Origin of the sequence: Azospirillum sp. B506 (assembly GCF_000333595.1) — a bacterium.
Lineage (GTDB): Bacteria > Pseudomonadota > Alphaproteobacteria > Azospirillales > Azospirillaceae > Azospirillum.
The window spans coordinates 1-19,241 of sequence record NZ_BADK01000765.1; the positions used below are offsets into that span (position 1 = coordinate 1).

The following is a 19,241-nucleotide window of genomic DNA, read 5'->3' on the forward strand; positions in this document are numbered from 1 at the left end:
GATCCGTTGCAGGTGGGTTCCAGCAGCCGGTCGAGCCGCTGGTCTTCGGGTTTGGCTGGGCGAAGGTCACCGTCTCACTGGGGAGGGCGAGCGCACCACCGCCACCACCCGGGACGGGTCGCCCCCTTCCGGCAGAACCACCTCGGCCTCGAAGGCATGGGCGCCGTCGCCGATGCCGCCGCCGGCCAGATCGGGCCGCGGCCGGTCGGCCGCCACCCGCGCCAGGATCTCCGGCGGGCCGCCGTCGCGCTCCAGCCGCAGTTCCACCTCCAGCCGGTCGGCCGGATGGTTGCCGTCCCAGGCCCAGCCGAAGACCCGGCCCCCCTGAAGAGCGTCGATATGCCCGACGATGGCAGCCGCTTGCGGGGCGTCGAGGGGATCGGCCACGGGGGTGGAGTCGCGAAGCTCGACGATCTTGGCAGTGGCGGACATGGGACGGCTTCCGGTCGCTGGAGAGAGGGCGTTATCGCTTACGCTGCCTTGCGGTCGGCGGTGCGGCACAGGGTGTGGCTGGGCATGCGGTGGGGGACGTAGTTCTCATCGAGGAACTCCCGCATGTCGCGATAGCGCTGGTAGTAGGTTCGGTTGAACTTCTCGAACAGACTCTGGTCCCAATATTCCTCAAGGACAAAGGGCTTGTCCGAATAGACGTTGTAGCAGGGGATCGCGAAGGTCTCGGCGAACTCCGCCGTGCGGCTGTCATAGCTGAAGTAAACCGACGGCGTGGCGTTCGACAGAGCCATCAGGTTGCCGTGCAGGCGATAACCCAGCACGAGATCCTTCGAACGCACGAGGTTTTCATAGTCGGCGACGACGTCCGAATACCATAGGCGCTCACGGTACAGCGCGTCCATCTCGTCGTCGAAATACCACTGCTTCAGCCAGGCGCTGTCATGCAGCTGCGCCCAGGCCTCCGCCTTCTGCTCCTCGGTGCCCCACAGCAGCTTCTTCTCCTCCACCTCGCCCTGCATCATCAGCACGGTGTCGAAGCGGCGGGAGATGTCCTTTACGAAGTCGCGATGACGCTCCAGATATTTCCGCACGTCGGGCGAATAATGCTTGGAGACCTCGCGGCGCATGGTGATGCCGACCTTGCGCACGCTGTCGAGCGCCGGCAGGTCGATGCGCAGCTCCGGATCGCGGTTGCGGAAAGCGGTCGGGCAACCGACGATGCGGGTGTTCTTGATGCCGAGATCCCACAGCACTTCGGCAGTATATGTGCCGCGCACACCAAGCGTGGCCGATCTGTCGGCGATCATCCGCCAGATGCGCTTGCTTTCCTCGGTCAGCGTCAGCTTGCCGGTGGCCGGTGCCTGGGCGCCGACGCCGAAGGCGATGACGGGAATGCGCAGCTTCGCCAGCACCTGGATGGTCGCCACCGGCCAGTCCATCGAATCGTGGATGTAATTGCTGCCGCGCAGGAAGACATAGTCGTATTCCGCATTGATCCGGTCGACGACCTCCTGCCGGAACTCGCGGATCTCCAGCACATCCAGCTTGTCGTAGGTCAGCAGCTTCAATGAGGAGTCGAAGACGAAGGCGTCACCGATGTTGTGGTAGTGGTTGATGCTGCGCTGAATGTCCTGGTAGCTGTACCAGCGCACGCAATCGTGATCATAGACTTCGCCCGACGGAATCATGACGAGGATGTTGGCCACGGCGGCTCTCCCTGGGTTTGGGCGATGATGGGGATGGTGTGCGGATCGGCGCGGAGCCGGGTGCGGGTCGGTCAGGATCGTTGCGCCACCGCGCGTTCCGGGATGGAGGGGGCTGCACCACCGGCGGCCAGCAGAGCGTCGAACACGTCCGAATGCTGGCGGGCGCATTCGGCGCGGTCGATCGGGCGGCGGATGCGCAGGCGCAGACGGTCCCACAGGTCGGGCGTGGTCAGCGCCTCCGTCATGCGGTCCACCAGATCCTCGACGCTGCCGTTGCGGAAATGCAGGCCGTCGACGCCGTGGGTCACTTTCTCCGCCATGCCACCAATGTTGCTGGCGATGATCGGCCGCCCGTGCAGGAAGGCCTCCTGGATGACGACGGGAGAGTTCTCCCACCAGATCGACGGAATGATCATCCAGTCGACGTCCTTCATCAGGCCTGGCAACTCGGCCGAACGGTAACTGCCATAGAAGCGCACCCGGTCGCCCGCCTTCTCCACCGCGTCGTTGAAGCGCTTCTGGTAGGCCTCCGGCTGCCGTTCCAGATTGCCGCCGAAGATCATCAGCGCGCCGTCCTCGCCCCAGGCCTTGTCAGAGAGGCGCGACACCGCCTCCACCAGCAGATGGGCGCCCTTGAACTCGGTCAACTGGCCGAAGAAGGCGAAGCGGTTGCGCTTGCCCCCGCGGGTGACCGGGCGCGGCGGTGCGATGCCCTCGATGGTCAGGCCGTTCTCGATCATGCGGAACTTCTCGCGCGGCAGCCCCCAGTCGACATAGCGATCGATCAGGAAGTTGGACGGGCTGATGTAGAAGTCCGCCTGTTCCAGGAAAGTCTTCAGGAACAGCTCGCGCTTGAAGAACTCCGCCTCGCCGATATGGGGAAAGCAGCCGGCGCAATCGGCCGGGCTGGCGCGGTAGCACAAGGTGTTGCGACTGGTCTTCACCATCTGGCCGTGGTGGTGGCAGATCGACAGGTACTCGTGCAGCGTCACGACGATGGGCACGCGCGGCAGAGCACGGCGCACCGCCTGGATCGTCTCGATCCCCAGCCCCAGGAAATGATGGAAGTTCACCACGTCCGGTTGAAGGTCGCGGACATAGCGGACGAAGTCCTTCTCCAGCCCCGGCAGGTTACGATTGGACAGGCGGAAATGGTCGTAGTCGTTGGCATAATACAGCACCTCGCGTTCCTTCTGGCGCAGCGCCATCAGGGCGGAGCCGCGATGCTGGGCGATGGGCGGCGCGACACGGGCCAGATAATGGCTTTCCCAGCCCGGCAGGTCGTGCAGGCCGTTGTGCAGGTTGTACGAGGCGACCTCACCCCCGCCCAGCGAGAAGGAGGGGTGGCCATGGCTGATGATCAGCGCGCGCTTGGTCTTGCTCATGGGGTGACCGTCTGTCCGAGTCGAAGGGGGGAGGAAGCGGGCGAAGGCAAAGCACTAGGCCGCGATGGACGCCTTCCAGCGCTCTGCGAAGCTCCATTCGTCGACCAGGGCGCTCATGCGCTCCAGCCGGGGATCGCGGGCGCTCCGGGGCTGTTCGTCGACCGCCACCAGCCGGACCTTCGGCAGCCACAGGCAGGAACCGCCGGCCGCCCGCACCCGCAGGCACAAATCCAGCCCCTTCGGTTCAAGCCCCAGATAGCGGCCGCCCTCGGCCATGGCGCGGACCAGAAGCTCGCGCGGCAGCAGTGCGCAATCGGCCGAAGCGGCATCGACCGCCGAGGCCTCCTGCTCCTTCAGCCAGTCACGGGGATAGCCGGCGAAGCGCCGCTCGTAGGTGACGGCACCGCCCGGCCCTTCCACCGCAACGATGCCGGCAAAGCGGACCGAGTGATCCTCGTACAGCAGGGTCGGGCTGACCATCACCGGCGCCAGGGCGGCGGAGCCGACGGCGTTCGGCTTGCGAATCGCCCGTTCCAGTGCGGATAGCCAGCCGCGCTCGGTCGGCAAAACCGACGGCGACAGCAGCAGGATGCGGTCTGCCCTCGCATGCGCCAGAGCCGCCGCCACCGCCTCGAACGGATCGGATGCCGTGGGGGCGGCGACGAAGCCGACCGCCAGCCGGTAGAAGCCGGCGGCCTGCCGGACCATGCCGGCCAGACGTTCATGGGTGCCGGCACCGGCGACCACAAGAATCTCCGTCTCGGCAAAGTCCGGGTCGTTCGCCATGCGGGCAAGGTTCAAGTCGACATCCTCGCGCCCGTCGCAGACCGGCAGGATCACCGAAACACGCGGGGTCTTCAGCGTCCGGCCCATCGGGTGCAGGACGGAGGACGGGGCAGCCCGTCCCGACGCGGCGGTGCGCAGCATCGGCCCCAGATGGGTGGAGACGACGCGGTCGATGGCCGGACTGTCAGGATTGACCGCTCCCAGCATGCGGCGCAGCGAATCGCCGGTCGGCGGCTGGCAAGGCAGCGGCAGGAAGGCGATGCCATCGGCCAGCGTCAGCTCCAGATGGAACTCGGCGTCGGCGGCGATGCCGGCCGGCTCGCGGGCGAAGGCGGTGAAGCCGTGGCCATTGTTGCCGGGGAGCAGACGGCCGGCGAACAGCGGGTCATGGGCGAAGGCCTCGGACACGTCCTTCCGGGCCAGCCGCGACCAGTCGCTGTCCAGCCGCGCGGTCAAGCCGCCGCCCTTCACCGCGACCCCGCGGACCGCCTGGGTGGGATCGAGCAGCCAGCCGCAGACGAACAGCCCGGCGCCCGGAACGCGCACCGCCATGTCCAGCCCCATGCGTACCGGCGCCTGGATCTGCGAGACCGTCTCCACCCCATTGTAGCGGGCGGCGATGGCGGCGATGACACCACGGCGGGCGGCATCGCCCTGCAGCTGACTCAACATGTCGCGGGCATGGGCGGAAGCGACGCCATCGGCCAGCAGTTGCCGGCGCTCGAAGATCGCCAGATAGCGCCAGCCTTCGACCGCACGGAAATGGATGCGGCGGATGGTTTCGGGGGCGGCGACCGGTCCTTCCAGAACCGTCAGCAGTCCGGCGGCATCGTCGGGCAGGTCCGGACGGTGGAAGGGAGCTGCGGCCATCGCATGGGAGCGCAGGTCCTCGGCCTCGACCAGCACGGTGGTGCTGCCGGCCGGGAAGCCATGCGACCAGCCCTGCACCATCAGCGCGCCGTCGCGGAAGCGGCCCAACACCTCGGCGAAGCCATCCGGGCGGGACGCTTCATGGGCGAGGCCGGACAGCAGTCGGGTCCGGCGGTGACCCTCTCCGGCTTCGCCCTCGCCCATCGCCGGGCCGGACAGCAGGGTCAAAGCGACGTCCAATGCGGTATCGAGCGACTGCGGCTGCACCTCGCGCAAGGCGGCGACCAGATGGGCCGGATTGGTGCGGACATTCGACAGGCGGGGAAGCAGCAGATGCTTGCCCCGGGCATCCTCGATCTCGATGCGGGACGGGCGCATGTGGGCCAGTCCGGGGACGCGGATGGCCCCCAGGAACCAGCGCTCCCCCGCTCCATCGACCCAGCAGCCACCGCTGAAACGCCCGTCGATCATGCCATCCAGCAGAACGGCGCTGTCGGCCGGCAGGGGCTGGTCGATGGCACCGAACAGCATCAGCGTGTCCTCGTCCAGCAGGACGGCGGCGGTGATGTCGGCCTTGGTGCTGCGATCCTTCATCGGGTGCGATTCCCTTGGGTAAGAGCGGCGGAAGCCGGTGACAGAAGTTCGCCATAAAGCGCAAGGTGGAGCGACGCGGCCTCCTCCGTCGGACGGACGGCGGGGATGTTGGACGACAGCCGATCCCACAGGCCGGGTTCGGTCATCGCGCGGGTCATGACGCGGGCGAGGTCGGCCGGGTCGTTGGGGCGGACATGCAGACCGTCGACGCCGTCGCGCACCGCCTCCGCCATGCCGCCGATGCCGCTGACGATCACCGGGCGGCGGTGCTGGAAAGCCTCCTGGATCACCAGAGGGGCGTTCTCCCACCAGATCGACGGCATCACCACCCAGTCCGCGGCGGCGATCAGGGCCGGCATTTCCTGCGGCCGGTAGGGACCATGGGCGGTGGCAAGACCGCGGGCCGCCTCGAAGCCGTCGGCCACCCGTTGGCGGAACTCCGGCGTCTGGTACAGGCTGCCGCCATGCACGGCCAGCGAGGGGGCAAGCCCCTGGCGCGCCATGCGGGCGACGGCGTCGAGCGCCACGGTGATACCCTTGAAGGGGTTCAAATTGCCGAAATAGGCGAAGGCGTCGCGCGCCGCGCCGGGATCGAGGTCGCGCGCCGGGGCAGGCTCGACGGATGGCCGGCTGTTCGCCATCACCTCGATGCGGGCTGGATCGAGGCCCCAAGCGACATAGCGGTCGCGCAGAAAACGGCTGGGCGCCAGGAAGCGGTCGACCAAGCCGAACATCGCCTTGATATGCTTCTCGCGCAACAGGAACTGGTCGGCCGGCCGATCGGGGAAGCAGCGGTGGCAGGCGTCCGGCGACGCCTTCGTGCAAAGCGTCCGCCCCCCTTCGCCACGCGGCGGGGTGACCATCTGACCGTCATTGGCGCAGATCGGATAATAGTCGTGCAGCGTGTAGATGATCTTCGCGTCCGGGCAGACGCGGCGGATCAGGAACAGCATCTCAACGCCCAGCAGAAGCGTGTGATGGACATGCACGATGTCCGGCCGGAAGGCGCGCAGCAGATTGGACAGGTCGGGCACCAGCCCATGCAGGTCGATCTGGCTCTGGTGGAAATGATCGAAATGGCCGGCCCACAGCAAAACCTCGTCGGCGCTGCGACCCAGCGTCTGGAAGCCCGTGCCGGGACGCGGCGCGCGGTGGATGTCGTTGGTGCAGGCGAGGAACAGGCACTCGGCACCGGCCGCCTTCAGGCCGCCGAACAGCTCGTGCGCGAAGATCTCGGTGCCGCCCGGATGCAGGCTGGGGTGGTTGTGCGCGATCAGCAGAACCCGCTGCGGACGGGCGGCGACCGGACGACGGGCCGGAGGGGGCGCGGACGGGCGGACGGGCGGACCGGCGCCTTGATTGGCGGACAAAAGAGGAAGACGGCGGCGGCTCATGGCGTGGCCCCTTTCTCCAGAACCAGCAGGTCCTGGAAATTCTCGGTCTCGCGCTGGCCGCTCCAGTGGCCGCGCATGACGACACGGGCAGGACGAAGGCCATGGGCGGCGAAGCGACCGAGCAGGAACTCCTCGTCATAGGCGACGGCGGCGTTGGGATGCGCGGGATCGGCCAGCAACTCCACGCCCGGCGCATCGCGGCCCAGCGCGTCGCGGAAAGCCGGGCGGGCGGTGCCCTTGGCAATCCCGGCGCGCGCGGTGGCGTCGGCCAGGAACAGGCTGAGAAAACAGCGCCCCCCCGGCTTCAGCACCCGCCCGATCTCCGCCGCGTAGCGCTCGGTGTCGGCGGTGCGCAGGTGGGTGATGACGGAAGTCAGGATGACGAAGTCGTAAGTCCCGGACTTGAAAGGCAGCGTCGCCGTCTCGCCCTCGATCCGGCCATCGGGATTGTAGAGGCCGTTGGCGACGTCGAGGTGATGGAAGCGGAACTCCGGATAGGCCGGCGTGATGGTCGACGCGCACCAGCGGATGCCGTCGAGCACGATGTCGATGCCGTCGTAGGACCCGTCCAGATACTGGGTCAGCGGCAGTGCCATGCGGCCGACGCCGCAGCCGATCTCCAGCACCTTGTGGTCGGGACGCAGACCGCCGAGACGGACGAAATGGCGCAGGAATTCCGCCCCGATGGCACGGAAATCGCCGTCTCCGATGAAATGCAGTTCGGGTGGCGGCACCGGCAGGAAGCGGTTGCGCGCGATCTGGGCGCAGAGCCATTCCAGCCGCGGATCGGTCTGGCGGCGCAGGACGGCGAGCTGCGGGGTCGGCAGAATCGCATTCATCGGGTCACCTGTGCGGTCTTGCGGGTGCCGCCATTGCGGGACGGCGGCAGCGCGTCGTCGTGCCAGTCGCGGGCCATCAGGTCGGCCATGCGGTCGGACCAGCGGCAGCCATGGAGCCAGCGGTTGTATTCGGAGGCGACTCCGCGGGTGTAGCCCTGGTGCCGGCCGATGGAGCGGCGTTCCAGATGGTACAGCTCCACCGACGGGGCATAGCGGATGTCGAGTCCCTGGCCGCGGATGCGCAGGCAGAGGTCCGAATCCTCGAAATCGCCGATGATATAGTCTTCGCAGAAGCCACCGGCAGCGCTGTAGACGTCGCGCGTGGTCAGCAGGCAGGCGCCGGTGACGCCGGGAACCGGGCGAGGTCGGCAGGCGGCAGCAAAGTCGCGTGGCAAACCCTTGAAGTAGTGATGATTGTACCAGGCGCCCTGCAGATCGCGGTCGAAATAGAGGCCGGCATGCTGGAGGCTGTCGTCGTCGAACAGCAGCTTCGGACCCACCGCGCCGATGCCCGGACGCTCCTCCAGCGCCGCGACCAGCTGTGGCAACCAGCCGGCACGGTCGGGCACCACGTCGGAATTGAGGAACAGCAGGCGGTTGCCGCGGGACACCTCGACACCGGCATTGTTGGCGGCCGAATAGCCGTAATTGGCGCTCTGCACCAGCAGCAACATCGGCAGCCCATAGAGGGCGTGGAAGCCGCGCAGCAGATGCACCAGCTCGTCGCGCTGCTCCGGGCTGTCGAGCACGAAGACCAGTTCGGCCTCGGCCATCGCCGGATCGGTGGCGAAGCAGGCGATCTGGAAGCGCAGGAACTCCAGTGTGCGGTAGAGCGGGATGATGACCGATATCGCCGGCTTTGCCTTGCGCTCGCCATAGACGACCACTTCCGGCTCGCCGCGGGTGGCGAGATGGGCGGCATGCAGCGGGGCGACGGCCGGGCCGATGACAGTCTCCAGCAGCTCCGCTGTGGCGAAGCGCGGCGGCAGGCTTCCCAGCACAGCGGCACGCGCGTCGGCATGGGCGCGCGGACGCGGCGGCGGGACGAGGCGCAGGGAGCCGCCGGACGCCAGCCGAAGCTCTGCCGTCACCTGGAGCGCCTCCGCGGGTTCGGGAGTGCCCGACAGATGCAGGACGAACCCGCTGTGATCGATGCCGCTGGCGCCGTAGAACTTGGCGACATCCTCGCGCGGGAAGCGGTTGGCGAAGCGCTCCACCCGGCGTTCGCCACCGAAGGGCATGCGCACCACCAAATCCGCCGCCAGACCATGCGGGTCGTGCAGCCAGCCGGCAAGGAACAGGCCGCCATCGGCCGTAGGAACAGCGAGGTCGAGCGAGGCGCCGATCGGCTGCCTGGCATTGGCGGCCTGCCGGCGCGGCAGCGGCGCCAGCGCCTGCAACTCGCTGACCGCGGAGGCGGCGGACGTATCGCTGAGGCCGCGCTTGGCAAGGCTGGTTAGCAAATAATGGCGAAGAGCGGCCGGCGTGTCCGGCCGGGCATTCAGCCGCTCGGTCAGAGTCGGCAGGCCGACCGGCTCTTCGGAAAAGCGGCGGCAGGCGACACCGTTGGCGCCCAGAACCACCAGCAGGTTGCCCGGCGCGCACAGGCCGCGGTCGACCAGCAGGTCGAAGGCGATGCGCCCCATCCCCGCCGGATCGGGTCCGATGACAGCGTCGAAGGGCGCCCGCACCACCGCCTTCGGCGACAGCACCACCAGACCGCTGATGGCGCCGAAGCGACCGGACAGCGCGCCGGCGCAGAGCAGAAGATCGCCACCCGCCGTGGCGCGGACCGCAATCAGGGCCGGCTCTGCGGCCCGGTCCAGCACCATCCGGCGGCACAGTCCGGCAAAAGCGGCATCGCGGCGCAGCGCCGGGGTGGAGCAGGCGAAGTCGAACAGGAAACGCAACACCCGCAGCCGGGCGGCACCGTCGAGGCTTCCCAGCAGCCCGGCGGGGTCGAGACAGGCAGCGCCGGCTTCGGTGCGAAGCTCTGCAATCACGCGATTGTTGGCGATGAAATGAATGGGCATCCGCGGATCGCGCGGTGCCGGAAGGATCGACAGCACGCGCCGCCCACCCCAGCCGGTTTCGATGGTCAGCGTGGTGAAGGGCGGACGCACCGGCTGGCCGTCGACACTCGGCGTGATCGGGCCGACGGTGGCTGTGTCGTCCATCTTGCCATCCATCGTCCAGGAGACGAGGAGGAAGCGGCGGCCCAGCGCCAAACCTTGGGCGGGGGCGATCGACACCGAATTCGGCAGGACGGCGATGACGGTCATGGATGGGATTCCGGCAACGTCGATGGGTTTGAAACTCGGGAAGGCCGACTTTGGGCAAAGGGGGACCGGCGGCGGCTTTGACACCACCGGTCCGTCCTGCCCGTCAGTCGCTCAAGAAGCGTCAGACGGTCGGTGTCCGGTTAGTGGATGACGAAAAAATCGTTCGGGTGGTTGTGGATGTCCGCAGCCGAGACACCCTTCAAGGTGATGCTGTCGCCATGGCCGAGGTCGATCACGGCGTCACCATGCTGGTCGGTGACACGGGCCGCCAGATCGGCGGCATCGGTCACCTTCAGGCCATTGATGTTGCGGGAGATCTGCAGAACGTCCTCGCCGGCCTTGAAGTCCAGGACCACGTCCTGGCCGCCGCCACCGGAGAAGATGAAGACATCGTGGCCGGCGCCGCCGATCAGCAGATCGTCGCCCTTGCCGCCTTCCAGGCGGTCGTTGCCATCATCGCCGAACAGGGTGTCGTCGCCGTCACCGCCGTTCAGCACGTCGTCGCCGGTGCCGCCGCGCAGCAGGTCGTCGCCCTTGCCGCCGTCGAGAATATCGTTGTGGCCGCCACCGTACAGCGTGTCGTCACCGGCGCCGCCAGTCAGCACGTCGTCACCGTCGCCCCCCGACAGCACGTCGTCGCCCTTGCCGCCATCCAGCAGATCGCGCCCGGCCCCGCCGACCAGGACGTCGTCACCATTCCCCCCCAGGATGATGTCGTCGCCCGAGCCGCCGTCGATGACGTCGTTGCCGTTGCCCCCCAGCAGCATGTCCGCCGAAGCACCGCCATGGATCACGTCCGCTCCGTTGCCCCCCAACAGAAGGTCATGTCCATTGCCACCGAGCAGAGTGTCGCTGCCGTTGCCCCCCAGCAACAGAGAGTCACCCTGCCCGCCGACCAGAAGATCGTCGTGATTCGTGCCGATATGCACGTCGTAGCTGCCCCCAGGAACCGTAGCCATCGTAGGTGTCTCCTTGCGATGTGATTGGGATTTTTGGGCCTTCTTTCGGCCTCGCTCGAAAGGCTGAGCTCGCCTTTCGGTGTAACCAAATCTATCGGGCGGATAGTGTGATAAAACTCGGGCACATGGAAGAGAAAGTTGAGTCTAGACAGCGAATTTTCGCAGAGAAATACATTATATATATTTTCAAAAAGACAGTTATTTTGATTTACGTCGAATTTCTAAGCATTTTTCATTTTAAAAAATGATGGCCATCCCCACTGTTTCGCTGTCGAAAGCCGCGAATCGGGTGAGTTTTCTGGGAAAAATGCCAAAATCGTTAAAGAAAGATTTTTAAAATCAGGCGGCCCGCCCCGATCCACAGCGGTTTCATCGGCGACGGCCCCGCAGTGCCGGCCGGCGCCGAACCGTCACCGGCAAAGAGAAAAGGCAGTCGTTTTATATGCGCCAGATAAAAGCACCTCCCAATACTCACATACACAATCATTGTCCGAATCGGCAGCAATAAAACTGCCTCACATCTGTCCCCGATGTGCAAAAGGGCCGGCGTGGGGGACGCCGGCCCTTCCGCGGGGCCGCTTGCCAGGGATGGCCCAGGCAAGGACCCCAGCCCGCACCGGTCCGAACGGGGAGGACCGGGGGGATGGCAATTCCGCTTATTTCTCGCGGAAGGCCCGCTGAAGGCCGTCGGTCAGCGGCGTCAGGAAATAGTCGATGGCGCGGCGGGCATGGCCGTGGATCATCACCTCGGCCGGCATGCCGGGATGCAGCTCCACATTGGGCAGGGCCTTCAGTTCCGCCGCATCCATGCTGATGCGCGCCGCAAAATAATAAGTGCCGGTGCGGTCGTCCTCCAGTTGATCGGCCGACAGCGACACCACCTGCCCGGCCACCGGCGGCACCGCACGCTGGCGATAGCCGGTCAGCTTCACCATCGCCTTGCTGCCGACCTCGACATTCTGGACGTCGTGGGGGGAGACGCGGGCCTCCACGATCATCGCGTCGTCCTGCGGCACAATGTCGAGGATCCCGGCACCGGCGGGAATCACGCCACCGGAGGTGAAGAACTTCAGCCCCGTGACCCGCCCGGCCTGCGGTGCGGTGACGGCCTGACGCAGCAGCACGTCGTCGGCCCCCCGCAGCCGCTCGGACAGGTCGGCGACGCTGGCCTGGGCGGCCTGGAGGTCGGTCGCGACCTCTGACCGGCGGGTATTGCCGATGTTGATCATGGTCAGCTCGGCAGCGGCGATGGCCTGTTCCGCCTTGGACTTGTTCGCCATCAGCTCGCCCAGCCGGCCTTCCGAATCGGCGACATTGCGCTGAAGCTCCAGCAGGCGAGGTTTGCGCTCGTAGCCCTTGGCCAGCAGTCCCTGCACCACCCGCAGCTCGTCCTGGGTGTAGCGCAGCCGGTCGGCGGTGGCGCCCCGCTGGGAGTCCAGCGCCACGATCTCGTCGCGCAGCTGGGAAATCTGGCGGCGCTGGATGCCCAGCTGCGCCTCGTAGCTGTCGTGGCGGGACCGGAACAGCCGTTCCTCCACCTCCAGCGCCTCGGCCGCCACCGGATTGTCGCGCGCAGCCTTGACCAGTTCATCAACGAACAGCGGATTCGGCGCGTCCGACTGCTCGGCGCGCAGCCGTCCCAACCGGGCCAGCGCCGTCCAATATTGCCCCTGCAACTGCGACACCACCGCCTGGCTTTGCGTGGAATCGAGCCGCAGCAGCACCTGGCCGGCGCGCACGAGGTCGCCATCCTTGACCAGCAAATCGCGCAGGATGCCGCCTTCCAGATGGGAGACGGTCTTGCGGTGGCTTTCCACCATAACCGTGCCGGCGGCGAGCGCAGCACTGTCCAGGCTGGCGGTGAATCCCCAGGTCAGGAAGCCGCCGAAGCCGACCAGAACGGCCAACGCCCCGGCAAGCGCAGTACCGCGCAGGGAGGGCTCGACCGGGACGGCGTCGAGGGTCGCAGTCCAGGCCGGCTGTGACGACAGGAGAGGCGTATCGCTGCTCATTGTTGTCCTCCGCTGCGGACGAGGCGGGCCACACCGGCGGGAGCGCCAGTCGAGATGCCGGTGGGTTGCACCAGTTTCAGAACGTCACTCCGGGTGCCGAAATGTTCGACGGCGCCGTCCTTCATCACCACCAGCTTGTCGGCGATGGCGACGATGGACGGGCGGTGGGCGATCATCACCACCGTCGTACCGTCCGCCTTCACCTTGTGGACGGCGTTCAGCAAGGCCTGCTCGCCGTCATGGTCGAGGTTGGAGTTCGGCTCGTCGAGCACCAGCAGGCGGGGGCGGCCGAACAGGGCGCGGGCCAGCGCGATGCGCTGCCGCTGGCCACCGGACAGGGAAAAGGCGCTGTCGCCCACAGGCGTGTCGTAGCCGAAGGGCAAGCGCCCGATCATCTCATGCACGCCGGCCAGCCGGGCGGCGCGGACGATCTCCGCCGGATCGGCGCTGGCCATGCGGGAGATGTTCTCGCCGATGGTGCCGTCCAACAAGGCGACCGACTGTGGCACATAGCCGACATATTTGCCGAAGCTCTCGCGCTCCCACAGATAGGTGCTGGTGCCATCCAAATAGATGCCGCCGGCGGTCGGTTGCCAGACGCCGACCAGCAGGCGGGCCAGCGTCGATTTTCCCGCTCCCGACGGGCCGATCACGCCAAGCACCTCTCCCGCCTGGACAGCGAAGGAGACATTGCGCAGCACCGGGCGGCTCAGGCCGGCCGGCACATGGGTGACGCGGTCGACCGTCAGCGCGCCCTGCGGCTGCGGCAGCGGCATGGTGGAGCGGGCCGAGGCGCCGTTGTTCAGCAGGTCGCGGATGCGGCGATGCGCCTCCAGCGCCTTCACCCACTGGCGCCAGCCATCCACCAACTGCTCGAACGGGTGCAGCAGGCGCCCGGTGATCAGGCCGGCGGCCATCATGCTGCCGGGGGTCACCAGATTGTCGATCACCAGCGTGGCGCCGGCGGCGATGACACCGACCTGCAGGATCATCCGCAGTGAGCGCGAGGAGGCCGCCAAACCGCGCGACAGGGTGGCGCCGCGGTCGATCATCCCGGCCGATCCGCTCTGCGCCGACTGCCAGCGCCGGGCCAGCGCCGGCAGCATGCCCATCGCCTCGATGGCTTCGGCATGGCGGACGGTGCCGGCGATGTCGGCGAAGACGCGGGCCGAGGCCTCGTTCGCCTGGGCCATCGGCCGCCGCGTCAGCATGTCGGTCAGCACGCCCATCACCAGCAGCACCAACGCCGAGACGATGGCGAGCACGCCATAGACAGGATGAAGCAGGAACAGGATCGCCAGGAAGATCGGCGCCCAGGCCAACTCCAGCGGGGCGGTCACCGCGCTGCTGGTCATGAAGCTGCGCAGGTCGTTCAGGTCGCGCATGGTCTGCGCCGCGTTGCGCGGACCGCCCGACAGCGCGTCGACGATGGACGCCTCCAGCGCCGGGACGTTGAAGCGGTGGGCGATCACGGCGCTGGTCACCAGGAAGGCGCGGGCGCGGATGAAGTCCAGCACGCCATACAGCGCCAGCGCCCCCACCGCGATGATCGCCAGCATCGTCAGGGTTTCCAGGCTGCGGCTGCTCATCACCCGGTCATAGACCTGCATGGTGAAGAGCGGCAGAACCAGCATCAGCACATTGACGAACAGGCTGAGGACGCCGGCCAGCAGCAGTCCCTGTCCGATCTTCCGGTAGGCTTGGGTCAGCAGGGGCCGATCCACGGAACTCATCTTCGATCCTTCCCAATGGAGGACTGGCCGGCTGCACGGCGCTGGAAATCGGGGAAAACAAAGACAGCTGCCGGCGGCGACGGACGCGGGACAGGAAGCCGGCTGGGGGGCGCCGGGTGCAGCCGGACCGATGACCGGGGGCCGCCTATGACGGGACAAATCCGGACGCGGGGGGGGGAAGCGACGGCAGACTTGGCAGGCTTAAGCTATACACCGGAGACATTTTAGAGACGTGTGACAAGTTTTGGCTCTCACCCCTTTCCAGCATTCGAAAAAGGGGTAGCCCTCCATCATCAACGCATTGATAAAAAACGATAATACTCCACTTCGCCGAAGGTCTTAGGCCCTTCGTGCCGTATTTCGCAGCCGTCTGGTCAGACGCAGCAGACATCGTGCATGCTGCACCGCATGAGTTTTCGCATGGCACTGCGATCCCCCCATCCGGTCCGCCCTGCACCGCCCCCCGCTTTCCTTCCACCACGCCGGCCGCCCTGTTCAGGCTGCGGCCCGATAACCGGTTCAAGGAAACCCAATCGATGACGACCACCCAAAACATGTCCGGAAAAACCATTCTCGTCACCGGCGGCGCCGGCTATGTCGGCAGCCATTGCGTGGCGGAACTTCTCGACCGCGGCCACCGGGTCGTGGTGTTCGACAACCTGCGCCAGGGCCACGCCGCAGCCGTTCCCGCCGATGCGACCTTTGTCCAGGCCGACCTCGCCGACGACGCGGCGCTGGCCCGCGTGTTCGGACAATGGCGATTCGATGCGGTGTTCCACTTCGCCGCCTTGTCGGTGGTCGGCGACTCGATGCGCGACCCGCACGCCTACCTGCACGGCAACACAGTCACCTCGCTGAACCTGATCCGCGCCGCGGTGAGGGCCGGGGTGATAAAGCTGGTCTTCTCCTCCACCGCCAACCTGTTCGGTTCGCCCAAGCGCATCCCCATCGACGAGGACGAGGCGATCGATCCCGGCAGCCCCTATGGCGAATCGAAGTTCATGATCGAGCGCGCCCTGCATTGGGCCGACCGCTGCCATGGCCTGCGGTCCGCCTGCCTGCGCTACTTCAATGCGGCGGGCGCCCATCCCAACGGCAAGCTGGGCGAGGACCACAGCCCGGAAACCCACCTGATCCCGCTGGTGATGGACGCCGCCACCGGCAAGCGTCCGCACATCGAGATCTTCGGCGACGATTACGACACCCGCGACGGAACCTGCATCCGCGACTATATCCATGTCTGCGATCTGGCCGACGCCCATCTGCGGGTGCTCGATGTGCTGGACGAGCGGTCGGTCCGCTACAATCTCGGCAACGGCACCGGCTACAGCGTGCGCGAGGTGATCGCGTCGGTGGAGCGCATCACCGGCCGCAGCGTGCCGGTCAAGGTCGGCCCCCGACGCCCCGGCGACCTGCCGGTGCTGATCGCCTCGTCGGAGCGCATCCGCCGCGACCTCGGCTGGCAGCCGCGCTTCCCGGAACTGGACAGCATCATCGGCAGCGCCTGGGCCTGGCGCAGCGCGCATCCGCAGGGGTTCCGCGGCCTTGCCGCCGCCGCGGAGTGATTTGTGAGCAGAAAGGAAACAGCAATGATCGAGCCGGCAGGATCATGGACGCGATGAGCAACCTGAACTGGGACGACGACGACGCACCCGAACCCGGTCCGGACGACAGGGCCGCGGACCGGGCGGGAGGAAAGCCGGGCGAGGATCTCGACCTCGCCGACTTCCATGGCATGGCGCGGCTGATCGAGCGGATGCACCGCCGCTATCTCGACGTCGTCCGCGTCGGCCTGTCCAAGCAGGGTGTGGAGGACATCGGCCCGGTTCAGGCGCTGATGGTGATGCTGATCGGCGAGGACGAGCTGTCGGTCCGCGACCTGATGGAGCGCGGCTATTACCTGGGATCCAACGCCTCCTACAGCCTTAAGATCCTGGTCGATGCCGGCTACATCAACCGTGCGGCCAACCAGCGCGACCGCCGCACCGCCCGCCTCCAGCTGACCGACAAGGGACGGGAGCTGTGGGAGGGGCTGCGGCGGATGGAACAGGCCCAGGCCGAGGCGCTGGTGCGCAACGAGACCGAGGTCCGCGACCTGAAGGCCAGCTACCGCACACTCCGCCGGCTCGACCGGCTGTGGGGCGACATGGTCCGCTATTCCTGCCTCGATTTCGATTGAGGCCCCCAGTCCGATTGAAGGTTTTGCTCCGATGCCGCAGCCGGGTGCCCTGATGCCACACGCCGCCGCCAACCCAGATATCCCCCATCCCGATGGCCTGTCGTCCAAGGATGTGGAGCGGCTGCTCGCCTCGCCGAACGCGGAAACGCGGATCGAGACGATGAACAAGCTGTTCCACGACCTGGAATCGGGCGCGCTCAGCCCGGCCGAACGGTCGCTGGCCATCGAGGTGGTCCATTGCTTCGCCGGCGACGCCCAGGTGGCGGTGCGCGAGGCGGTGGCCTGGCAGTTGCGCAACAGCCCGCTGCTGACCGAAGATCTGGCCGAACGGCTGGTGCGCGACGTCGGCCGGGTGGCCTTCCCCATCCTGCGCGATGCCGCCGGCCTGACCGACGACCTGCTGCTGGACGTGCTGTCCGATCCGGATTCCGGCAAGCATGTGGCGGTCGCCAGCCGCTCCAGCCTGTCCGCCCGCGTGTCCGGCGCGATTGCCGAGAGCGGCAACGTGATCGCGGTGACGGCCTTGCTGCGCAACGACGGCGCCGCGGTGCCGGACAGCGCGATGAACCGTGCGCTCGACCGCTTCGGCCGTGTCCGCATGGTCAGCGAGGCTGCGGCGACCCGCCCAGGCCTGTCGCTGGCGATGGTCGAGCGGGTGGTCGCCTTCGTCTCCGACAGCATGCGCACCACGCTGATGCAGGCGCATGGCCTGTCGCGCGAGCTGGTCGAACGGCTGGTCGAACGCGGGCGGGAGGCGGCGACCATGCGCATGCTGCGTCCGGTGCTGCGGGGGGCGGAGGACATCGACGCGGTGATCCAGTGGCTGCACACCAACCGCCGCCTGACGCCGGTCCTGCTGTTCCGCGCGCTGTGCGCCGGCGACCTGTCGCTGTTCGTCGCCGGCATGGCCGTCCGCGCCGGCATCCCGGCGCAGAACGCCCGCCGGCTGGCCTGGGACGACGGGGAGCTGGGCATGGCGGCGCTGCTGAAAAAGGCCGCGGTCGCCCCCGGCCTGACCCAGCCGTTCCAGGTCGCGGTCGGCGTCGCCAAGCGGATGGAGTATGAGGGCGGTGAAGCGGGGCGCGAGGATTTCCAGGCCGAGGTCATCAGCGACCTGTTCACCGCCTGCATCCCGACCAACGACTGGATGGTCGACGACCTGCTGCTGCAGCTGTTCGACCAGAAGTCGGAAGAGGTGATCAACCGGGCGCTCGATCAGGCGGGTCTGCCCTTCTCACCGGTGCGCACGGTGCAATAGTCAACTCATCCGCCGGACGATCCTCCTCCCGCCGTCACACCGCGGAGGATGTCGGACATGCTGAGGATCGCCTCCGCCACCTCGATGATGCGCTTGTTCTGGTTCATCGCCGTCTTGCGGATCAGCTTGTAGGCGTCCTCCTCCGACAGGTTGCGGGCAGACATCAGCAGGCCCTTGGCGCGGTCGATCACCTTGCGCTCGTTCAGCGCGGCCTTGGCCGTCTCCAGCTCCAGGCTGACGGCGCGCAGGCGCTGCGACTGGGCCTGGACGACGTCGAGGACGGAACGCATCAGCTTCGGCCTCAACCCGTCGGGGGCATAGAGGCCGGCGCCGTCCTGGCCCGCCAGCAGGGGATCGGCATCGACCAGCACCATGGCGACCGGCATCACCGCGTCGGGGGCGCGGCCGTCCGCCTGCTCCAGATCGGCGCGGGCCTCGGCCAGCTTGGCCTCGCACAGGTGGCGAAGATCCTCGGTCAGCCGGTCTTCCACTGTCTTGAACAGGTCCATGCGGCGGGTGGCCTGCTCGAACCAAGCCTCCGGCGTGATGCCCGACAATTCGCCGTGGCGGGCATCGTCGCTGAGCGCCAGCCCCCGCATCCGCTCCACCTCCGCCACTGCCGGATCGGCCAGGACGGAGCGGAAGGCGGCGGCTTGGACAGGATCGGCAAACTCCGCGAAGATGCGGAAGGCGCGGTTCTGGGCGTCGATGAGGTGGACGAGACGCGCATGCTCCGCCCCGTCGAAATGCCCGCGCGAGAAGCCGGCGCTGGCGGTCGCCCGCTCCTGCCCGGCGAATTCCTTGCCCTGCACCACATTGAACAGGGCGACCAGCGCGCGGGAAATCGCCGGGTCGGCGGCGATATCTGCCGCCTCGAACACCACGGCCAGCAGATGGCCGACGATGTCGGTGAAACACTTCACCGAATCCTGCGGCACCAGCGCCAGCGACGACACCTGATCGCGCAGTGCCGGCAAGCCATCGAGCGCATGCAGCGCGATGGCGACCCGGTTATAGAACTGCGCCCCGGAACTGAGACGGTCCAACTGCTCGTCCACCAGGTCCAAGCGGTCGCGCAGCACGGACTCCAGCGCCCTGGCGTCGGCCTGCCAGCGGGCACGATCACCGGCGAAGCGGCTGCCGCCGGAGCCGAGATAGACGGCCGACGCGCCGCGTTCCTTCTGCAAGGCATGGATCAGGGCGCTGAGATCGCGGACCAGGGCGCTGACCGCCAGAAGCTGCTCGACGTCGCGGATGCGGCACAGCTGGCGGTGCGCAGGAACGCGCCGCGC

14 protein-coding genes are annotated in these 19,241 nt (G+C 67.4%); 3 read left to right on the plus strand and 11 right to left on the minus strand.

What is annotated here, in order from left to right; translation table 11 throughout:
* Positions 1 to 66: 66 nt before the first annotated feature.
* The 10 genes from I71_RS23950 to I71_RS23995 form a co-directional block, all read right to left on the minus strand.
* Positions 67 to 432, minus strand: coding sequence for a hypothetical protein (locus tag I71_RS23950; protein ID WP_049976308.1), 366 nt, complete (start codon positions 430 to 432; stop codon positions 67 to 69).
* Between the two features lie 38 nt (positions 433 to 470).
* On the minus strand, positions 471 to 1,658 hold the full coding sequence (locus tag I71_RS23955) for a polysaccharide pyruvyl transferase family protein (protein WP_042699429.1): 1,188 nt from the start codon (positions 1,656 to 1,658) through the stop codon (positions 471 to 473).
* 71 nt (positions 1,659 to 1,729) lie between these two features.
* Entirely contained in the window at positions 1,730 to 3,043 is a 1,314-nt protein-coding gene (locus I71_RS23960; RefSeq protein ID WP_042699432.1) for a glycosyltransferase family 4 protein, read from the minus strand.
* A 54-nt stretch (positions 3,044 to 3,097) separates the two neighbouring features.
* The gene (locus I71_RS23965; protein WP_042699435.1) at positions 3,098 to 5,293 is read right to left on the minus strand and encodes a hypothetical protein; all 2,196 of its coding nucleotides are present in this window, start codon (positions 5,291 to 5,293) and stop codon (positions 3,098 to 3,100) included.
* Positions 5,290 to 6,687 carry a glycosyltransferase family 4 protein gene (locus I71_RS23970; protein ID WP_083897374.1) on the minus strand — a complete coding sequence of 466 codons (1,398 nt, stop codon included), beginning with the start codon at positions 6,685 to 6,687 and terminating at the stop codon, positions 5,290 to 5,292. Before I71_RS23970 ends, I71_RS23965 begins: the two co-directional genes overlap by 4 nt.
* The gene (locus I71_RS23975; RefSeq protein ID WP_042699439.1) at positions 6,684 to 7,526 is read right to left on the minus strand and encodes a class I SAM-dependent methyltransferase; all 843 of its coding nucleotides are present in this window, start codon (positions 7,524 to 7,526) and stop codon (positions 6,684 to 6,686) included. The genes I71_RS23970 and I71_RS23975 overlap by 4 nt, the downstream gene beginning before the upstream one ends.
* Positions 7,523 to 9,808 (minus strand): glycosyltransferase, encoded by a 2,286-nt coding sequence (locus tag I71_RS23980; protein ID WP_042699442.1) that lies wholly within the window; start codon positions 9,806 to 9,808, stop codon positions 7,523 to 7,525. Before I71_RS23980 ends, I71_RS23975 begins: the two co-directional genes overlap by 4 nt.
* Before the next feature lie 140 nt (positions 9,809 to 9,948).
* Complete coding sequence (locus tag I71_RS40675; protein WP_083897375.1) at positions 9,949 to 10,767, minus strand: calcium-binding protein; 819 nt, start codon at positions 10,765 to 10,767, stop codon at positions 9,949 to 9,951.
* Positions 10,768 to 11,423: 656 nt separating this feature from the next.
* Positions 11,424 to 12,779 carry an HlyD family type I secretion periplasmic adaptor subunit gene (locus I71_RS23990; RefSeq protein ID WP_042699445.1) on the minus strand — a complete coding sequence of 452 codons (1,356 nt, stop codon included), beginning with the start codon at positions 12,777 to 12,779 and terminating at the stop codon, positions 11,424 to 11,426.
* Positions 12,776 to 14,512, minus strand: coding sequence for a type I secretion system permease/ATPase (locus I71_RS23995; RefSeq protein ID WP_042699448.1), 1,737 nt, complete (start codon positions 14,510 to 14,512; stop codon positions 12,776 to 12,778). Before I71_RS23995 ends, I71_RS23990 begins: the two co-directional genes overlap by 4 nt.
* Before the next feature lie 536 nt (positions 14,513 to 15,048).
* Here I71_RS23995 and galE point away from each other — a divergent pair.
* From galE to I71_RS24010, 3 genes are read left to right on the plus strand one after another with little or no spacing between them, the layout of a single operon-like run.
* A complete protein-coding gene (gene galE, locus I71_RS24000) occupies positions 15,049 to 16,077 on the plus strand; it encodes a UDP-glucose 4-epimerase GalE (protein WP_042699449.1) in 1,029 nt (342 codons plus the stop codon).
* A 53-nt stretch (positions 16,078 to 16,130) separates the two neighbouring features.
* Positions 16,131 to 16,691 carry a winged helix DNA-binding protein gene (locus I71_RS24005; RefSeq protein ID WP_244434015.1) on the plus strand — a complete coding sequence of 187 codons (561 nt, stop codon included), beginning with the start codon at positions 16,131 to 16,133 and terminating at the stop codon, positions 16,689 to 16,691.
* A gap of 31 nt (positions 16,692 to 16,722) precedes the next feature.
* Positions 16,723 to 17,949, plus strand: coding sequence for a DUF2336 domain-containing protein (locus I71_RS24010; RefSeq protein WP_244434016.1), 1,227 nt, complete (start codon positions 16,723 to 16,725; stop codon positions 17,947 to 17,949).
* Positions 17,950 to 17,954: 5 nt separating this feature from the next.
* Here the strand turns inward: I71_RS24010 and I71_RS24015 are convergent.
* Positions 17,955 to 19,241, minus strand: a 1,287-nt coding sequence (locus tag I71_RS24015) for a nitrate regulatory protein (protein WP_042699455.1), incomplete at its 5' end; no start/stop codon positions are given.

Bases quoted from the DNA above. Each gene is read 5' to 3' on its own strand.
- I71_RS23950 (WP_049976308.1), bottom strand. From the start codon at position 432: ATGTCCGCCACTGCCAAGATCGTCGAGCTTCGCGACTCCACCCCCGTG.
- I71_RS23960 (WP_042699432.1), bottom strand. From the start codon at position 3,043: ATGAGCAAGACCAAGCGCGCGCTGATCATCAGCCATGGCCACCCCTCC.
- I71_RS23965 (WP_042699435.1), bottom strand. From the start codon at position 5,293: ATGAAGGATCGCAGCACCAAGGCCGACATCACCGCCGCCGTCCTGCTG.
- I71_RS23970 (WP_083897374.1), bottom strand. From the start codon at position 6,687: ATGAGCCGCCGCCGTCTTCCTCTTTTGTCCGCCAATCAAGGCGCCGGT.
- I71_RS23975 (WP_042699439.1), bottom strand. From the start codon at position 7,526: ATGAATGCGATTCTGCCGACCCCGCAGCTCGCCGTCCTGCGCCGCCAG.
- I71_RS23980 (WP_042699442.1), bottom strand. From the start codon at position 9,808: ATGACCGTCATCGCCGTCCTGCCGAATTCGGTGTCGATCGCCCCCGCC.
- I71_RS40675 (WP_083897375.1), bottom strand. From the start codon at position 10,767: ATGGCTACGGTTCCTGGGGGCAGCTACGACGTGCATATCGGCACGAAT.
- I71_RS23990 (WP_042699445.1), bottom strand. From the start codon at position 12,779: ATGAGCAGCGATACGCCTCTCCTGTCGTCACAGCCGGCCTGGACTGCG.
- I71_RS23995 (WP_042699448.1), bottom strand. From the start codon at position 14,512: ATGAGTTCCGTGGATCGGCCCCTGCTGACCCAAGCCTACCGGAAGATC.
- galE (WP_042699449.1), top strand. From the start codon at position 15,049: ATGACGACCACCCAAAACATGTCCGGAAAAACCATTCTCGTCACCGGC.
- I71_RS24005 (WP_244434015.1), top strand. From the start codon at position 16,131: ATGAGCAACCTGAACTGGGACGACGACGACGCACCCGAACCCGGTCCG.
- I71_RS24010 (WP_244434016.1), top strand. From the start codon at position 16,723: ATGCCGCAGCCGGGTGCCCTGATGCCACACGCCGCCGCCAACCCAGAT.